The following is a 16,067-nucleotide window of genomic DNA, read 5'->3' as shown; positions in this document are numbered from 1 at the left end:
GTAAAGTGGGGTTCCTATGGAAAAGCTGTTTGATCTTGATTATATGTTGAAAAGCCTTCCCCAGATCGTCGAGTATCTCCCCGTGACCTTATGGATTGCGTTTGTGTCCATGCTGCTGGGTGGGATCATCGGGTTAGCTACCGCCTTAATCCGGATATACAAGGTGCCTGTCTTGGCACCGTTATCTACGTTGTATGTCTCGTACATTCGGGGAACACCGCTCATTGTGCAGCTGTTTCTCGTATATTACGGAATACCCAAGTTTCTGTATTATTTCCAGAGCGAATATGGGTTCTTACAGCAGTTCAATGTCTATGTCATTCCGCCCGAGCTGTTTGCGTTGCTCTCATTTTCATTGAATCTCGGGGGATACCTGTCGGAGACATTTAGGGCGGCGATTCATTCGGTCGATCGGGGACAATTTGAGGCTGCTAATTCCATCGGCATGAGCCAAACACAAATTATGCTCAAAATTGTACTGCCGCAGGCGTTGACGGTGGCTTTGCCCAATTTGGGAAACACGCTGATCAGTACAGTGAAGGATACGTCTTTTATTTTTATGATTGGTGTCGTCGATATGATGGGACAGGCTAAAATTATGGGCGCGCGGGCGCTGGCTTTTTTTGAGGTGTATGTTGCGGTGTCTCTGATTTACTGGTTGGTGTGCATTATTATTGAGCGCGGACTTGTCGTGCTGGAGAAGCGTATTCGAATTTACGAAAGAAGTGAGTAAGGGTATGATTCAACTTCATCAAATTCATAAGCATTTTGGACAGCATCACGTGTTGAAGGGCATAGACCTGACGGTGGGCAAGGGAGAAGTCGTGGTGATCCTGGGCCCAAGCGGATCGGGGAAGTCCACGCTGCTGCGCAGCATTAATTTTTTGGAACAGCCGACCAGTGGTGTCATTGAAATTGACGGTGTAAAGGTAGACGCGGCCAAGGCGGGAAAAAAGGACATTCTCGGACTACGGATGGCAACGGCCATGGTATTTCAGCAATATCAGTTGTTTAAAAATTTGAATGCACTCCACAATGTGATGATTGGTCTGACCAGTGTGAAAAAGCTGGATCGTAAGCAGGCGAGGGAGATCAGTGAAGGCATTCTGGAAAAGGTCGGGTTAAAGGATCGTATGACTTATTATCCTGCCCAGCTTTCGGGTGGACAGCAGCAGCGAGTTGCGATTGCCCGTGCTTTGGCACTAAATCCGCAGGTGTTGTTGTTCGATGAACCGACATCTTCACTTGATCCTGAACTGGTAGATGAAGTGCTGTCCGTGATTCAAAAGGTGGCGAGTGAAGGCAATACGATGATTATTGTCACGCATGAGCTTGGTTTTGCGAGAGATGTAGCGGATCGGGTTGTGCTGATGGAGCATGGCGTGATCGTGGAGCAGGGACCCGTGGAGCAGTTTTTCACCAATCCGAAGGAAGAACGGACACGGCAGTTTCTGGGCAAAGCGTTGGTACAGAGAGTGCCACAGGAGCAGCCTGTATCCCCATAAGAAGTACGTGGATGGCTTATAGGTATGTGCAGCGGCGCTGTAGACTTATTGCACCTATGTAAAAAGCACGTTAGACAAGTCGCAGGAGGAAGGAAAGCCCGCGCTTGTTTGTCGTGCTTTTTTGGCCCCTCATATCTCCAATTATTTTCCATTGCAAAGTAGCTTATCACACTTATTCATGATAAATTCTAAGAACAATACAGTGAAGATGTAATCGGGAAGGAACATTGGATATGAAAAAGGTTTTGTTCATTAATACCGGAGGGACCATTTCTTCCTCCTATCAGGAAAACGGCCTGACACCGACCCAATCGGCTGAAAATATTTTGGCGGAAATTCCGGAACTGAAGGAGATTTGCGAGATTGATGCCCATAATCTGATGAGCATTGATAGCACAAATACACAACCTGAGGATTGGGCTTCCATCGCCCGGATGGTACATCGTTCGCTCGATCAATACGACGGTATTGTCATTGCACACGGCACGGACACGATGGCTTATACAGCATCAGCCTTGAGCTTCATGTTGGGAACTGTAGACAAACCCGTCGTCGTGACAGGTTCGCAGGTTTCTATTTTGGCGGAGCACAGCGATTCCAAAAAGAATGTAATCGACTCATTCCTGACCGCATGTGGCGAGGTGGCCGGGGTTTTTGTCGTGTTTAACGGCAAAATTATCAACGGTAGCCGCAGTTCAAAAATCAGAACACGCAGCTATAATGCTTTTGAGAGTATTAACTATCCGTATATCGGACTCGTGGAGAACGGTAAGGTGATCTATACGGAGGGCGTATTTGCAAATCGCGGTACCGCTCGTCACCCATACAACGACGGGTATGCTTCGGAGGTATTTCTGCTCAGGCTGATTCCGGGTACGAATCCGGCGATCTTCGATGCCATTCAGGGCTTGGGCTATAAAGGTATCGTCATTGAGGGCTTTGGTATGGGCGGCGTTCCTTTTAAAGAAAGAAGCCTGATCAGCAAAATAGAGGAGCTGATGAAGGACGGTATGAGTATTGTCGTGACTACTCAATGTCCTTATGAGGGCGGGGATTTGACGATTTACGAAGTGGGGCAAAAGGTACTGGAGAAGGGTGTTATTCCGGGGTATGACATGACAACGGAAGCGCTGGTGACGAAAATGATGTGGGCGTTGGGGCAGACGGACGACCCGGCAGGGGTAGCCAAGATTATGGCAACGAACTACGCGGACGAAGTTTCCTTGCCTGCGGATACAGCTTCCTTATAGGAAGCTGATTTCCGTAGATGAGGATTTTGCAAAAATACCGGGTTAACGCTGGGCTTGCCCCAGTCTGCTTTTAATCTCAATAGCCACTTTCAGCGCTTGTACAGCTGACTCCAGTGGAATCAGGCTTTCCGGATGTCCACCAAAGCATTCAAGTGCATGGTCCAAACTTTTTTCGTATGGATTGGCAGATTCGAGGTTGATTTTTTGCTGTCCTGATGCGGTATATTCATATAATGCGGTAGGTATAAGATCGTTTTCGTCGCTTTCATGAAATACCAGCTTGGCCTCTTCAAAATACGCCTCATAGGCCACTGTGAATGGGTAGCTTCCCGGCAAGTGGGATGAGGCGATGACTTCTGTGAAAGTATCCCGATGCTGAAAGTAAGCCCGAACCTGTGCTTGTTCAGGATGAGTAACTTCTGTTCCCCAGACTGTACAAGGATCACAGGGGCCTAATAGCCAGGTCAATAAATCCAGTTCATGAATCATGAACTGAGTAGGGATGGAGCTTAGTCCAAGATCCCCCCACAGAGGAGACGTTTCTCTTTTCAAAGATAAGGAAATGAGCTTCCCGTATTTCTGTTGGCGGTATGCTTCATACAGATAGGTATAGGCGGGGTCAAACTTAATGAACTGGTTGACCAGAATCTTTTTGTCATATTGCTTCTCAGCTTGTTGCATAAGAAGAGCGTCTTCGAGATCAAAGCAAACGGGTGTTTCACAAAATACATGCTTACCGTGCTTCAGCGCGTCCACCGCATATGACCTATGCAGGTGGGAAGGCAGGCATAGATCGACGATATCCACGTCTGGATCCAGCAGAATATCCTCTATATTTTGTGTGACTTCTACGTTTAGCTCCTCTTTCAGCTTTTGCAGCTTGGCTTCGTTCCTTCCAAATACCATGATTCTGTTTACCTTGGGATGGTTGTTTAACAGTGAGGCATGATACGCGCCGAATCCCGTCCCCAATATTCCAATATTCATCATCCATCACACCTCTTTACTTCTATGATACACACCTATTACTGCCAACAGGGTGTCAACAATCTTTGCATTATCTTTTCAATTCGGGTTAACCATCTATTGTGGAGGAATGATTGTGAGACTGCATCGTTTAATCGCGATTTTATTATGTATCGAATCTAGAGGGAGAATGAAAGCCAAGGAATTGGCGTTGGCACTGGAAACCTCTGTACGCTCCATCTACAGGGATATCGACCTCCTGGCTGAAGCCGGCGTTCCGATTGTTACCGCTTCCGGCCCGAAGGGCGGAATTTATTTAATGGAGGGTTATACGGCGAACCTGAAACAGTTGAATGGCGGGGATGTCATTCAGTTGTATTTAACAGGGATGGGCATTTATACAGGCGGGCCCACGGAATCGGGTTTGAAGTTAAAGAATGCTCTCCTCAAACTGGAACAGACGATGCCAGACTCGTATCAGTCCGATATTAAGAAAGCCAAAGCGCGGTTTTATTTTGATGATACGCCGTGGTGGACGGAACGTATAGCCATTCCTTGTCTTGAGTCCGTAAGAGCTGCGGTGTGGGGGTCCCATAAAATAAACATTCAATATGAAAAAGCTGACGGAATCTGTTCTTCCCGTTATGTGCATCCCTACGGACTTGTGGTGAAAAAAGGAGATTGGTACCTCATTGCCTTCTGTGAAGTTGGGCGGGAGGTTCGGACCTTTAAGTGTGAGCGAATCAAGGAGGTTCAGCCGTCTGCGGAAGTCTTTGAGGTTCCGGAGGATTTTTCGCTGGAGCATCATTGGATGAGACAAGAAACCGCGTTTAAGCAGCTTTGTGCAGAGAAAGAATACTATCCCGTTCTGATCCGAACGAATAAGAAGCAAGCGGAAATCATAGCGAAAAGGATGGAAATCATCCAGTCTGTACAGGAAGGCACTCATTTCATTCTAACGGTCAACATGTATAGTTATGAAGCGGCCTGCCGCGATGCTATGGATTGGATTGGCAGGGTTGAAGTTGTGGAGCCTGTAATACTCCGACAGTTTGTGAAGGAAGAAATTAACCGACTTCAGAGGATATATGGATAAATCATTAAAAAAGCACCTGCCTAGGGCAGATGCTTTTGCTTGTTAAGTCCAGGCCCAGAGAAATCCGTCACGATCCCAGGCGATTCTGCCACCATGAAGCTTGCGAAATGCTTTTTTGATTTCTTTTTCCAGAGATACATGACCATGCTCGCTTATAAACACATACTGCTCTCCATACTTAGAGCGTACATATGCAATTGCATCTTCTTGTTTCAGGGTGCCCACTTCACGGATCTGCGCGACCATCCATTGTGCAATTTCTTGTTCTGCTGTAGGGGTGTTGTCCATTTGTCGTATCCTTTCCTGCGTACCGATTGGGTGTAGCTGCTCGGCTCACCTCCCCGTAGTATACGGCAATTCGGAGAATTATTGAATTTTTTGATATAAATTTACTGGAGCGGTTGGCTAAGCGAGCTTTCTTTTGTATAATTAAGGGAATATTCACGGGAATTTTCTTTTTTTGTATTGTAATCATGCAAGTAATCCCTGGGGGTGCCTGGTTTGAAGGAAACAACCACAATTCGCGCAGAGCTGGAACAGTACATCAGACGAGAAGGAATTACGATTAGTAAGTTTGGGGAGAACACAGGTATTAATGCAGGAACGATCAGTGCCATTATTAACGGTAATCGTCCGATTGCGATGCTGCTGTTGGATAGGATTGGTGCAGGCATGGGGCTTGAAGAAGGGAGCCTCTATGAGTTATACATTGATGAATTTATACGGAATACGGCACCGAATTGGCGACGGGTTCGTCCCTTTTTGCATCGCTGTGCAGAGCTGAACAAACTGGATTGTATTAAGCAAGTCGTGGAGTTTATGATGGACTATCTCATATACGCCCCAGCTTTGTTTGAGACAGCAGAAGAATTATTCAGCGAAGGTAAGCTCGAGGCTGCTGCAATTATTTATAAAAATGTTTCGGAAAGTGAGAAGTACCAACATTCAGAGCGCCTGGCGCTCTGCCAATACCGTTTATTTACGATTGCCGTTGGTGATGACCAGGACGAAAATTTATGGGCAGCCACACATTTCGAAAGCTTTGTGGACCGACTGGGTGAAGCAGACCAACTGGATGCCTTAAGAGACTTGGCTAATACCTATGCCTCCTTGCGGCGTTGGGATAAAGTAGAATGGTATGCTGAAAAAATGGCTCAAAAAGCCAAGGTACAATACGAGCAAAAATACGGAAATACCAGAAGGCCGGAGCGTGGCAAGGAACCTAAGGGTCCTTTGTTTATGTATATTGTATATTCTTACGTGCTGCGTGCCGGGGTGTGGGATGAGCGCGGGGATTATCAGAAGGCACTGGAATTTGTATCCCTATACTCTGATTTGAGCTGGGTGCAAGAGGATACGGAAGAAGCTCGGCGTTTGAAGGCCCTTTGTAGCAACTGGGCTGAGGCCAACGGGTATTTATACCAGTTGATGTCCGGCAGTCTGGATGTGATTCCACAGTATGTAGATTATTTGGAAAAAAACGAAGGCGAAATTCTCGTGGGGTTACATAAAATTATGGTAGCGGCCAACCGTTATGATTTTAATGTAGACCATGTACTGCAACGTTTTGAAAAACAAATTGAGGCATTTGCAGATCAGCATGTTAAGGTAGGCACTTATACGGAGCAAATGTCAGCAGATCTCTATGCACGATTTTTGGCAGAGATGGCTTGTTATGATCTCAACAAACACCGTTATACCAAAGGTATGAAATTCTTGCTTGAGAGCCTTTCCTATTCTGTAGTGCTGAATGGTAATCCTGTCACCATCAAATGTGTAGGATTATTTGAAAAGTATCGGCATACTGCCACTTCTCAGGACAAAGAGGAATATAAAAACTTACTTGGAGAGGTAGAGTACATCCATGATAAAAAAGATCGTTTTTTCTCTGCTCGCATTTAATGTTTTTATCCTGTTGAATTTTCCACCCGTTACCCCTCCTATGGAAGATCCTAGCGATGTCCACAGTCATGGGTTGGGGGGATGGGCGCTTTCATCCCTTGAACCATCTACTTGAAAAGGTCTGGATTGTCGTAACCCAAAAGGTATCCTCTTGTGAAAAGAGGATACCTTTTTTTGGTCATCCGATGCGCTTGAATGGACCGCTTGGCTCAAGGCTTGGATGATGGAGGTACAGCAGGTGGAAACCAGACATGACGCAGATCCACCCAGCCCTGACTGTTAAAAGATACGCCGCGCACAGAAGGGAGATAGGCCGTCTGAACGGGTTTTTCATATAAAATATGCAGCTGGTGCTCATCCATGAGCCGAGTTTCGATATGTTCAAATTGCTGCGCCCTAACAGTGTGATCGGCCTCCCGTGCAATTTCACGCAGCAGTCTTTCGATATCCACACGGCTATGAGGCTCAACATGTCCGGATACATTCAGATACAAGTCAAACAGGCGTAATTGCTCATCACGGTCACGAAAGAGAGAAAAGATGATTAAGTCTGACTCCATACGGATAGATGAGCTTTTGAATTCATTCATAGATGCGGCCACGATGTTACAGGTATACCCACAGGATTCGAGCTGAGCCGCAACCCGGTCTGCGTCCGCTTTATACTCGGGAATGGTAGCAATTTGCAGTGCCGCCAGTGGTTCAAAAGAATCGTTAGATGAATTTACTGCTGGAGGAAGGGAGCGATGATCCAGACATGCTACAATGCGGGCACGTATTTCTGGGTTACGCAGTGGTCCATCCTTGTGTGTATTACATGTGATAAATTTGCGTACCGAAGCCGCTGAGTGAATCTGGCTCCATGCGGTATCCGTATCTCCCGCCGATACGGGATTATGGATAATGTGAAAAGAAGAAGCGGTGTCTTCCGTATCCGGCGATTCCAGCTTAGTCGCCCACGGGAGTTGGACAATTTCCACTCGGTCCAGATGAGCTCGGCCTTGAAAATAAGGTGCGAAAGCCTCCAGTGTACACAGGCTCTCGTTCATTTCCGTGACTTTGAATGCCCCTGTACCGACAGGGTGGATGCCAAAGGCGGCTTCACCCACCTGATTAAGCTCACGCGGCACAATCGCAGCCCGGCTGGTACACAGGAAGGATAGAAATAGCTCGTTTGGCTCCTTTAGTACGAAGCGTACCATCGTCGGACTTAAAGCCTGGACGTGCTGAATTTGCCGGACGATAAAATGGTAAAGTCTCCTTCCCGGGGCCCGACTCAGTCGCTCAAAGGTATAGACGACGTCTTCAGCGGTGAGTATTTTTCCGTTATGAAACAGCACTTCTTTACGCAGGAAAAAAGTCCACTGTGTACGAGTGGTGTCCACCTCCCAAGCGTGCGCCAATCCCGGCAAAATCTCGCCGCTTTCGTTCGCCCGACGGGCCAGGCCATCAAAGACGTGGCTGGATACGAAGGACTCGGCAAGCCAGTTCAAGTACAACGGGTCCAGCGTATAAAGTTGCTGGCGAATAGGCAGACGCAGCGTGTCGATCTGCTGCTGATCACTGCGCACCTCCGCGTGGTGCCCAAAATAATTTAGCAGCCAGCCTTGCAAATGCTCTTGCATGGTGGAGGAGCGCGAATGAACTCGGATCTCATCCAGCGCGCGTTTGATATCATGGCGGTCTATGGCTTGCATCATGGATTGCACGGCAATGTCTTCCGGCTGAATAAGGAAGCGCAGACTGGAGCGGCGGCCTCTGCCTCGGCGGGGAGTCCATTGTATCCAGTCATGCTGCTCCATTTTCTGAATGATCATCAAGGCGTTGCGGTGAGTACAGTCAAAAATAGCTGCCAGCTCATCCAGCGTCGTCTCTATAGTATGGTTTTCGTCCTTGTCGTCAGCTGCGTGTGAGTGAAGTCGTAAAAATTGGGCATGGAGTTTCATTCAAGGTTGCTCCGTTTCCCCTATATTTGATTAAAAGCGTAGCCACTTTTATAAAATAGGAAATTTTGTTTGAATTAATTTCTCTTTATCTTCTTATTTTATCATCTACAATAAGGGTTATAAAGCATATTTGCGGAGGTATTTATCATGCATGACAAGATGAATGGAACGTCTTTGCCGAAAACGTCGTTTCTGTCTGCCTTTGCTGGCGCAATTGTGTTGGCGCTGGTTCATCAATATCTGTTCTTCGGACATGGGCTGGGCGTGTCTATGCCAATTTTTGTTATTGGGTTTTACGCCTATATGTATGCCTTTAATCGAGATCGTTTCCAGCTCAAATCATGGATAGGGCGTTTGCTGTTTGTGATCATTTTCATGCTGGCATTGACATATGCGCTGTTCAATAATCCGGTCCTGTATGTGTTAAATGCGCTGGCGATACCTGCTCTGATTAGCGTACATATGGTGCTGCTGTTTGGGGAGAAAAGGCATGGCTGGTCAGAACCCGGTATTATTGGTCAGGCGTTAAGCCATTGGTTTTATCAAAACTTTCGTCATATCGTGACCCCGTTTCGGATGGTCAAGACAGTAGCCCTTCGGAATGTAAAGGATGAGCGTAAGCGTGTATTGGGCAAAGTGATGATTGGTTTACTTATTGCCTTGCCGCTACTGTTCATTATCATATCTTTGCTGGCTTCGGCGGATGGGATGTTCGAAAAGTTGTTAGCTGGAGTACCCGAATGGATCGGAACGCTGTCCTTTGGGAGTGGCATGCTACGGCTGATCTGGACCTGCTTTTTCACCTTCTGTTTCTTCTGTTATTTGTGGGGATTTGTACAGCCTGCTCCGCGTAATACGCAGAGAGAAACTCAGTCATCAACAGTACCTTACCACGAGCCGGTCGCGATTAAATTTGACCCTGTCATTACCGCTACGGTGCTGATTGTCATGAATCTGGTGTATGTTGTGTTCGTCGTGTTGCAGTTTGGATATTTGTTTGGTGCATGGGAAGGTGCTCTGCCCGAAGGAACCTCGTATGCCGAATATGCGAGAAGAGGATTCGGGGAGCTGGTTATGGTAACAGGTATTAACTTTGTGCTGATGATCAGTGTATTGAAGTGGACTGAATTTGGATCAGGTATAGTGCAAAAAATGAACAGCGGCCTGCTGTACATACTTGTGGGTTGTTCGGGTGTGATGCTGTATTCGGGATATACCCGGCTGGTTATGTACGAAGAAGCATACGGCTATACGTACACCCGCTATTTGGTACACGCGTTTATGATTTTTCTGGGCTTGCTACTGCTTATTGCAGCAATGCGCATTCATTTCCGTCAACTGCCGTTGGCGAAATATTATATTGTACTCGCTCTGGTCGCCTATGTCGTCGTGAATTATGTGGGCATTGATATACGGATAGCTGAAAATAATCTCGAACGGTATCGCACGACATCGGTGATAGATAAGGAATATTTGAGTGAGCTATCGGCGGACGCGATTCCGCTGCTGATTGACTTTAGTCGTAAGGAACATGGATCACTAGATGAGTTTTTACAGGCCCGTTTGACGAGCATGACGAGAGAAGAATCGGCTTGGCCTGAATTCAATTGGGCAAAGTATCGAGCGCAACGGGAATTGCACGACTATATTTTGGAATGAGAGGTGTTTGGGAATGATCGGAACAGAAACGGCACAGGGTATGGTACTGGAGCTACAGGATGAAATGTCACAGTATCAGCATCAGTTTGGTGTAAGACGGAACGATTTTCTCGTGGAGGCTATGTCTTACGGAATGAGTGAGGAGGAAGCTCGGTCTTATGCTATCCAGAGTATCGGTCCGGTCGTTCCCGTCGCCTATATGCCTACGTTGGCTCCCGGTAAAATCCGACCACTCAGTCCAATGCTGGCAGCGCGGTACCGATATGCGGGGGATTGGAAGGATATCGACGAGCATCTGCTCCTACCTGATGAAGTCCTGCGGATCGCAGGTACAGAGCAGTTCCGCAGCTGGATCAGCGATATGCGGAATTACTGGGTGGAATCGGCTCCATACCGATTCGGGGATGATCGTCTTTCGCTGCTGTCGGTTGCGAGCGAGGAAGAAGGTCACTTTTCCATGCTCGTCTGGAAGGAGCCCGGTGAAGAGCCAGAAGTATGGACGTACGCTTCGCAGCATGAATACCGATTCAGTCATCTGCTCCATTGGTTCAAGTGGCTGAACGGGCGCAGTGAAGAATGAGAGGTACAGATGATGAAAAAGAATCGTAATTGGGTCGTGCTATTTATCGGCATCGCTCTGATGATGGGGGCAGCAGACTATTTAACACAAGCTAAGCCTACGACTCCTCCTGAGCTTATCGTTCCAACCGTAATCAGTGAAGAAAGCCTTCAGCTAAGTGATGATTAACGAGAGAAGGATTCGATAGACGAGGCAAGGAACGATTTTTGGTAAGGCACCGTTCGGGGGATGATGAAATCTTGTCGGCTATTAGTGAGACGCTGGAGGTTTTTGGAATCCGCATAAAGGAAGCCACGATCATTTTAGGACACGATCAACAACTGGGTTAATTCAGATTCAGTAACTAAAGCGCTTTGCTGGAGACTTTTCTCCGGCAAGGCGTTTTATTTTCTCCATGTCGAACGCAGCTCTTTTTCCAGTTCACGCCATGTGTTAATAAATATTTCCTTATCAAAAGCATTTATGCCTATTTTTGAACTACTGATATTTTTGAAATAAGGAGGTTTTCTTTTGGATCGAGTAGGATTGGTCAGAGACTTAGATAGCCTAGGTCGGATTGTCATCCCTGTAGATATAAGGAAGCGTCTTGGGATTGGCAAGCATACAACCATGGAATTTTGGGTGACGGAGAGTGGTTTGATTATGCGACAATGCACGGGGGAAGTCTGCACTTTATGTGGCGAACTTCAGGACCTTACATACTTTAAGAATGCTTGGATCTGTATTTGCTGTATGAATGAACTCAAAAATAAACGATAAAGCTGGCAATCGGATTATTTGGCATGTATGTTACAATAAAAGGGCGAGTGACCCACCACAAGTTTCTCGCCCGGTCGATTGCCTTCAAGCAATCGGCTTTTTTAATTTTGCATAGTATATCCGATTGTATTGATTAATCAGTTCGTCCAAGACCATAGATTGACGGAGTACATAGATATGCTCTAGTCCATATTTCGCTTGCAAATCATAGAGCCGCTGTCGATTTTTCTCCAATCGTTGTTGCAAAGTTTCTTCACTTCCCATCATACACCCCTCCTTAGGTAATACTTATTTTAGGATGCCATGTGTATTTATGGGAAAAGTGAAAGTGCATGAGGAATATCTTTTCTAGAAAACAAAAAAACGGCTCGTCTAACTCTGATTATTTGATCGATAAGGTCAATGTAAAAAGGAATTATGCTCTCATAAAGTTTTTTTGTGAATATTTCTAAAGAAATTAATACTGTTTTGAAACTTGGAATCTGTACAGATTCCAAGGATTATAAGATTCCTACCATTTCAAGCGTAAAGCAAGGTAAGTCAATGGGTATCAACAAATGATAGTGTATTAGAAATATGGGATTTTATTTGGTTTATATTGGTATATGTATAGTCTTCTAGTTAATGACAACATGAATTTTTTTCACTATAATATGGATAAATAAGTTGATAGATTACATAAATAGAAATCTACATCTTGCACTTCGAATTTAGATATTAGGGAGGCAAAAATGCATAAAGGCAAATGGAAAATTGTTTTTATTCTAATCAGTATAGTTCTCATCGTTGTAGTTTCAAATTACTTCACAAGAGATAAATACACCGCCATTAATGAGGATACAATTAAAAAAGTTTCAGGCAAAGAAGAGTTTGAGTTACTAAACTACAAAATAGTAAATAATGTAGACAAGCCATTTTCTCTAATAGCTTACAAAGATCATAAGCGTATCGGAGTCGGAATGTTAACTATAGTAAATGGACAAGAGGAATTTGTAAGAGAATTAGAGATTCAGGAAGATAAAAAGCAGGTAGTGCAAACCATTGGACGCAAAAGAGGCTCTCCGTATTTGGCGCTTTTTATTAACAGTGAGGAAATCCTTATGTATGGCAAAACTATATCTATTACCTTTCCAAATCAGCGTACACAGACAAAAAAAATGGATGTTAAAGAAACAGTATATATCTTCATAAGTGATAGTTCTGATACACGTTTTAAACCAACTGAAGTAGATATACGAGATGGTCAAGGTAAAGTGATTTATAAAAAATAATGAAGTGAGACTGTATAGTATTTTATACATACATTTATTACTAATAGAAACAACTTTTTATATTTAATTGTTAGGTATCCTATCTGTTCTGGTATGCAAACTCAATTACACTATGAGTTGTAAGGGAGTTTTGTATAAATAAGCTCACAAAAAGGAGAAAAAAGACTATGAAGAAGAGAGTTTTATTGGGAACGCTGGCTTTAACTTTTATGTTTTCTGCTTCCGCTTTTGCCACTGAAGTATCGGAAAAAGACTCAGAATCTGTAAAAAGTTATTCCTACACTAATGAAGACAATTTTATAGTTAAAGTGCAGGAAAAAACTTTTACACCTTTGTCAGACGGAAGTGGGATTACTTTGGCCGCTTCTCCTGATTGGACGTGCAGCACAAAATTAGGAAAAGCTTTTAAATTTCCTGTTCCTCAGGCACAGCTATTTTCAACAGGAGAAACAAGATCTTCGTTTGTTGCTAGTAAACTTGGCGTAGTGACTCGTTTATATCACAATGGAGGGATATTAGCGACTGCTTCTGACACACAATCGAATACTAATCTTGCTGCTGCTACAGCATGGCAAGGTACAATGATTTTGCCGAGCTATGATGCTTATGGTTATTCTAATCACTCATTTGAAAGTAAAGGCTATAGTAGTTGGTATCCAGAAACTAGAGAAGATTATAACGGTTGGTAGTTATGGCTAATTACTCTTAAATATAGAAAAAGAGGCGGGAACCAATTTCCTGTCTTCTTTTTCAAAAAATAGGATGTGGATAAAACTGAAAAAGTTATGTATATTTTTGTTATTTATATTGTTTGTAGGCTGTAGCAACGATACAAATTCAAGTATCGAGCAGAACATAGTACCCAATGAAAAGAGGGCGCAGGGCTATTCCTTAGGTCTTTACAATAGCAATTCTACCATAGAAGCCGAGCGTTCATTTGATATAAAAGATGAAATTTTTGAAAAAAATATTATATTTACGAACAAGACTAATCAGGACAGGGTATTTATATTGCTTGTCTTTGATAATGGAAAGCAAAGAAACTTTAAAATACATGATAATGATATGCGGTACTTTCGCTTTACTTTAGCTAAAAATCAAAGTGAGACAATTCCTGTGAAAATAGAAGGTATCACAGACGGATTCCATGCGACAAATTTTATTATTCTCAAAAATCCAGATGAAGTTGTGACAGATAGCAACACATTAGCAAAGGCCGATTCTCTATCTCAAACATATAATATTCGAGTAAATTTGTTTAAGAATTTGGATAAAATTCCTATGGAGCGGCCTCAACAAGTGAATAGTGAAAAATTAAAAGAAGCGCGTATAGATGGTATTTTTGTAGGTAAGCAAGGTGATGCTTATAAAGCCTTGTTACAAACGGAGGATGATAATCTAAGATTCAACGTTCTGTACGGCAACTTATCGGAGGAGTCAATTGATTTTTATATTGTATCGCTAGTCGATTGGGAGCAAGTAAATATAAATAGCAATCAAAATATTTATGATAAACTCGCTAAAGGAGAGAACAAAAAAATCACTGTATCTATAGACAATAAGAAGAATGGAAAAGTCATGATTTTATTCATGCTGACTAATCCATTTTCGCCCTTGCCTGATGATAATCCTTATACAGCAAGTCCTAATGCAAGTTTTAAAGTTAAGCTGATAGATTAATTTTTTTGAGCTACTGCATTTTTTTGTTTTCGCCCAGTCGATTGCTTGAAGGCATTCGGCTTTTTTAATTTTGCGTAGTATACCCGATTATATTGATTGATCGCTCATGCTCTTGGGTTGGAACATAATACAAGTAATGATGTAATGTACGCGTTTGTTACGTCCATAACAATGCTCAGCGCTAATGATAAAGCTTCATTCGTTCTTGCTTATAAAAGATACTAATTAAGGAGGTACAACCAATGAGAACTAGCATGAAGAAAATATTTATGTTCCTGTCCCTTTTCACAATGATTGCCATGCTGGCTTCCGGTTGCTCCAATAGTAATGTAGACAAGAATATAACGAAGGCTGGCGAGGTTCCGACCAGTTATTTACATGCTTCATTTGATATAAATGTAGATAACTCTAAAGAGGTTGTAGGTTTTGCAGATTATGTATTTGTAGGATTTGTAGAAGAAATGACTGGAACTGATTATAAATTTCCTGTAACGAAAGAAACGGAAGATGGACCAAAAGAATTGAAAAGTCCCTATACGAATTATTCCATTAAAGTGCTTGATAATATAAAAGGTAATCTAAAGAAAGATGTTTCCATTCCTCTTCAAAAGTCCGGGGGATTGAGTGAAGATAAGAGCACATATTTCTTATTTGAAGATGATTCCCTACCACAAAAAGGAAAGGTGTATGTGTTTACTGCGACCGCAGAGCAGGATGGTTCTTTACTAGTATCAGGACCTAATTCTAACATAGAGGTAAAAAAAGATTTTTTTTCGAAAAATAGTATCCAGAAGCTTAGTGAAGAGAGCATTGCTAATGAACTAGCCAAAACAGAGGAGTATAAAACGTATCAAGATGCTTATAAAAACGAGATTGTTAAAGATCGAAAAAGATTTACATCCAAGTATGAAGCTTCTTAATATGAGCATTATGCATAAATTCCCAGAGGAAATCGGATGAGGGGAAACTCTGAATAACAATTTCTGATATAGATTCTTGTAAAGCATATCCCAGTGGTGAGGTACTCTGCTTGAGCTTATCAACTGGAAAAAGGACAAGATTGTGTTTCACATAGGTAAGGAGGATTTACACGAAGTATTTGTCTTTAATCAAACGCTTAACATGGATGCTGATCAAGCTTCCGTAGATATTCCCGATAGGAAGCGTCCAAAGATTGAAAAGGACAGCTCAGTTTCTCAAAGCATTTCATTTGTTACCGTAAAAGATCCTCTTCAATATATATTAGTTGCCGGTAGAACGATAAAAACAAAAGATGAGCTTAAGTAAAAAGGGAAAATAAATTATTTATAGCGCTTTCATTGGAAGGCGTCAGGCTGTCGAGAAGTCTTGGTAGCCTCCTTTATACCTACGATAGAGCAAGCTTCGCGCATGCTAAAGACCTTCACGGGTTTCGCTATTGCCGTTTGCGCGGACTCCCCAATCTCTGGGAACA

17 protein-coding genes are annotated in these 16,067 nt (G+C 43.5%); 13 read left to right on the top strand and 4 right to left on the bottom strand.

The features are described from left to right. Positions 1 to 16 precede the first annotated feature (16 nt). The 3 genes from MKY16_RS24260 (at position 17) to MKY16_RS24250 (ending at position 2,755) form a co-directional block, all read left to right on the top strand. Positions 17 to 733: an amino acid ABC transporter permease gene (locus MKY16_RS24260; RefSeq protein ID WP_013312615.1), complete on the top strand. Its 717-nt coding sequence runs from the start codon at positions 17 to 19 to the stop codon at positions 731 to 733. A 4-nt stretch (positions 734 to 737) separates the two neighbouring features. After that, positions 738 to 1,505 (top strand): amino acid ABC transporter ATP-binding protein, encoded by a 768-nt coding sequence (locus MKY16_RS24255; RefSeq protein ID WP_340933681.1) that lies wholly within the window; start codon positions 738 to 740, stop codon positions 1,503 to 1,505. 233 nt (positions 1,506 to 1,738) lie between these two features. Then, complete coding sequence (locus MKY16_RS24250) at positions 1,739 to 2,755, top strand: asparaginase (protein WP_165145671.1); 1,017 nt, start codon at positions 1,739 to 1,741, stop codon at positions 2,753 to 2,755. A gap of 42 nt (positions 2,756 to 2,797) precedes the next feature. Here the strand turns inward: MKY16_RS24250 and MKY16_RS24245 are convergent, their stop codons facing one another. Next, positions 2,798 to 3,745 (bottom strand): Gfo/Idh/MocA family protein, encoded by a 948-nt coding sequence (locus MKY16_RS24245; RefSeq protein ID WP_340957409.1) that lies wholly within the window; start codon positions 3,743 to 3,745, stop codon positions 2,798 to 2,800. 112 nt (positions 3,746 to 3,857) lie between these two features. Between MKY16_RS24245 and MKY16_RS24240 the strand changes: the two genes are divergently transcribed. Beyond that, a complete protein-coding gene (locus tag MKY16_RS24240; protein WP_340957406.1) occupies positions 3,858 to 4,817 on the top strand; it encodes a helix-turn-helix transcriptional regulator in 960 nt (319 codons plus the stop codon). 42 nt (positions 4,818 to 4,859) lie between these two features. On the opposite strand, the gene MKY16_RS24235 is transcribed toward MKY16_RS24240, so the two are convergent. After that, positions 4,860 to 5,105, bottom strand: a complete 246-nt coding sequence (locus MKY16_RS24235; RefSeq protein WP_340957405.1) for a DUF6953 family protein — start codon at positions 5,103 to 5,105, stop codon at positions 4,860 to 4,862. Positions 5,106 to 5,318: 213 nt separating this feature from the next. Here MKY16_RS24235 and MKY16_RS24230 point away from each other — a divergent pair, with 213 nt between their 5' ends. Further along, the gene (locus MKY16_RS24230; protein ID WP_069012261.1) at positions 5,319 to 6,719 is read left to right on the top strand and encodes a transcriptional regulator; all 1,401 of its coding nucleotides are present in this window, start codon (positions 5,319 to 5,321) and stop codon (positions 6,717 to 6,719) included. A gap of 209 nt (positions 6,720 to 6,928) precedes the next feature. Here MKY16_RS24230 and MKY16_RS24225 read toward each other — a convergent pair whose 3' ends face one another. Further along, positions 6,929 to 8,665, bottom strand: coding sequence for an ABC transporter substrate-binding protein (locus MKY16_RS24225; protein ID WP_069012260.1), 1,737 nt, complete (start codon positions 8,663 to 8,665; stop codon positions 6,929 to 6,931). A 147-nt stretch (positions 8,666 to 8,812) separates the two neighbouring features. Between MKY16_RS24225 and MKY16_RS24220 the strand changes: the two genes are divergently transcribed. The 3 genes from MKY16_RS24220 to MKY16_RS24210 are packed head-to-tail and all read left to right on the top strand — an operon-like array spanning position 8,813 to position 11,072. Then, complete coding sequence (locus MKY16_RS24220; protein WP_340957404.1) at positions 8,813 to 10,324, top strand: DUF4153 domain-containing protein; 1,512 nt, start codon at positions 8,813 to 8,815, stop codon at positions 10,322 to 10,324. 13 nt (positions 10,325 to 10,337) lie between these two features. Next, the gene (locus tag MKY16_RS24215) at positions 10,338 to 10,904 is read left to right on the top strand and encodes a hypothetical protein (RefSeq protein ID WP_061829536.1); all 567 of its coding nucleotides are present in this window, start codon (positions 10,338 to 10,340) and stop codon (positions 10,902 to 10,904) included. Positions 10,905 to 10,916: 12 nt separating this feature from the next. After that, the gene (locus MKY16_RS24210) at positions 10,917 to 11,072 is read left to right on the top strand and encodes a hypothetical protein (protein WP_176716881.1); all 156 of its coding nucleotides are present in this window, start codon (positions 10,917 to 10,919) and stop codon (positions 11,070 to 11,072) included. Positions 11,073 to 11,747: 675 nt separating this feature from the next. Here the strand turns inward: MKY16_RS24210 and MKY16_RS24205 are convergent. Continuing rightward, entirely contained in the window at positions 11,748 to 11,927 is a 180-nt protein-coding gene (locus MKY16_RS24205) for an aspartyl-phosphate phosphatase Spo0E family protein (protein ID WP_209947593.1), read from the bottom strand. A 467-nt stretch (positions 11,928 to 12,394) separates the two neighbouring features. On the opposite strand from MKY16_RS24205, the gene MKY16_RS24200 reads away from it, so the two are divergent. The 5 genes from MKY16_RS24200 to MKY16_RS24180 all read left to right on the top strand — a co-directional run bounded on the left by MKY16_RS24200 (position 12,395) and on the right by MKY16_RS24180 (position 15,901). After that, the gene (locus tag MKY16_RS24200; RefSeq protein WP_340957400.1) at positions 12,395 to 12,934 is read left to right on the top strand and encodes a hypothetical protein; all 540 of its coding nucleotides are present in this window, start codon (positions 12,395 to 12,397) and stop codon (positions 12,932 to 12,934) included. Between the two features lie 167 nt (positions 12,935 to 13,101). Further along, the gene (locus MKY16_RS24195) at positions 13,102 to 13,623 is read left to right on the top strand and encodes a hypothetical protein (protein WP_053326405.1); all 522 of its coding nucleotides are present in this window, start codon (positions 13,102 to 13,104) and stop codon (positions 13,621 to 13,623) included. A gap of 106 nt (positions 13,624 to 13,729) precedes the next feature. After that, positions 13,730 to 14,614: a hypothetical protein gene (locus MKY16_RS24190; protein WP_139116778.1), complete on the top strand. Its 885-nt coding sequence runs from the start codon at positions 13,730 to 13,732 to the stop codon at positions 14,612 to 14,614. Between the two features lie 242 nt (positions 14,615 to 14,856). Then, on the top strand, positions 14,857 to 15,534 hold the full coding sequence (locus MKY16_RS24185) for a cell surface protein (protein ID WP_340957395.1): 678 nt from the start codon (positions 14,857 to 14,859) through the stop codon (positions 15,532 to 15,534). Positions 15,535 to 15,676: 142 nt separating this feature from the next. Next, positions 15,677 to 15,901 (top strand): hypothetical protein, encoded by a 225-nt coding sequence (locus MKY16_RS24180; RefSeq protein ID WP_307350903.1) that lies wholly within the window; start codon positions 15,677 to 15,679, stop codon positions 15,899 to 15,901. Positions 15,902 to 16,067 lie beyond the last annotated feature (166 nt).

It is taken from the genome of Paenibacillus sp. FSL L8-0641 (assembly GCF_038006265.1).
Lineage (GTDB): Bacteria > Bacillota > Bacilli > Paenibacillales > Paenibacillaceae > Paenibacillus > Paenibacillus polymyxa_D.
This window is presented reverse-complemented; position numbering and strand designations above follow the sequence as displayed.

What these genes read in the sequence shown, in the direction of transcription:
- MKY16_RS24215 (WP_061829536.1), top strand. Translation starts at nt 10,338, where the DNA reads ATGATCGGAACAGAAACGGCACAGGGTATGGTACTGGAGCTACAGGAT.
- MKY16_RS24235 (WP_340957405.1), bottom strand. Translation starts at nt 5,105, where the DNA reads ATGGACAACACCCCTACAGCAGAACAAGAAATTGCACAATGGATGGTC.
- MKY16_RS24245 (WP_340957409.1), bottom strand. Translation starts at nt 3,745, where the DNA reads ATGATGAATATTGGAATATTGGGGACGGGATTCGGCGCGTATCATGCC.
- MKY16_RS24255 (WP_340933681.1), top strand. Translation starts at nt 738, where the DNA reads ATGATTCAACTTCATCAAATTCATAAGCATTTTGGACAGCATCACGTG.
- MKY16_RS24200 (WP_340957400.1), top strand. Translation starts at nt 12,395, where the DNA reads ATGCATAAAGGCAAATGGAAAATTGTTTTTATTCTAATCAGTATAGTT.
- MKY16_RS24205 (WP_209947593.1), bottom strand. Translation starts at nt 11,927, where the DNA reads ATGGGAAGTGAAGAAACTTTGCAACAACGATTGGAGAAAAATCGACAG.
- MKY16_RS24225 (WP_069012260.1), bottom strand. Translation starts at nt 8,665, where the DNA reads ATGAAACTCCATGCCCAATTTTTACGACTTCACTCACACGCAGCTGAC.
- MKY16_RS24260 (WP_013312615.1), top strand. Translation starts at nt 17, where the DNA reads ATGGAAAAGCTGTTTGATCTTGATTATATGTTGAAAAGCCTTCCCCAG.
- MKY16_RS24185 (WP_340957395.1), top strand. Translation starts at nt 14,857, where the DNA reads ATGAGAACTAGCATGAAGAAAATATTTATGTTCCTGTCCCTTTTCACA.
- MKY16_RS24220 (WP_340957404.1), top strand. Translation starts at nt 8,813, where the DNA reads ATGCATGACAAGATGAATGGAACGTCTTTGCCGAAAACGTCGTTTCTG.
- MKY16_RS24250 (WP_165145671.1), top strand. Translation starts at nt 1,739, where the DNA reads ATGAAAAAGGTTTTGTTCATTAATACCGGAGGGACCATTTCTTCCTCC.
- MKY16_RS24195 (WP_053326405.1), top strand. Translation starts at nt 13,102, where the DNA reads ATGAAGAAGAGAGTTTTATTGGGAACGCTGGCTTTAACTTTTATGTTT.
- MKY16_RS24210 (WP_176716881.1), top strand. Translation starts at nt 10,917, where the DNA reads ATGAAAAAGAATCGTAATTGGGTCGTGCTATTTATCGGCATCGCTCTG.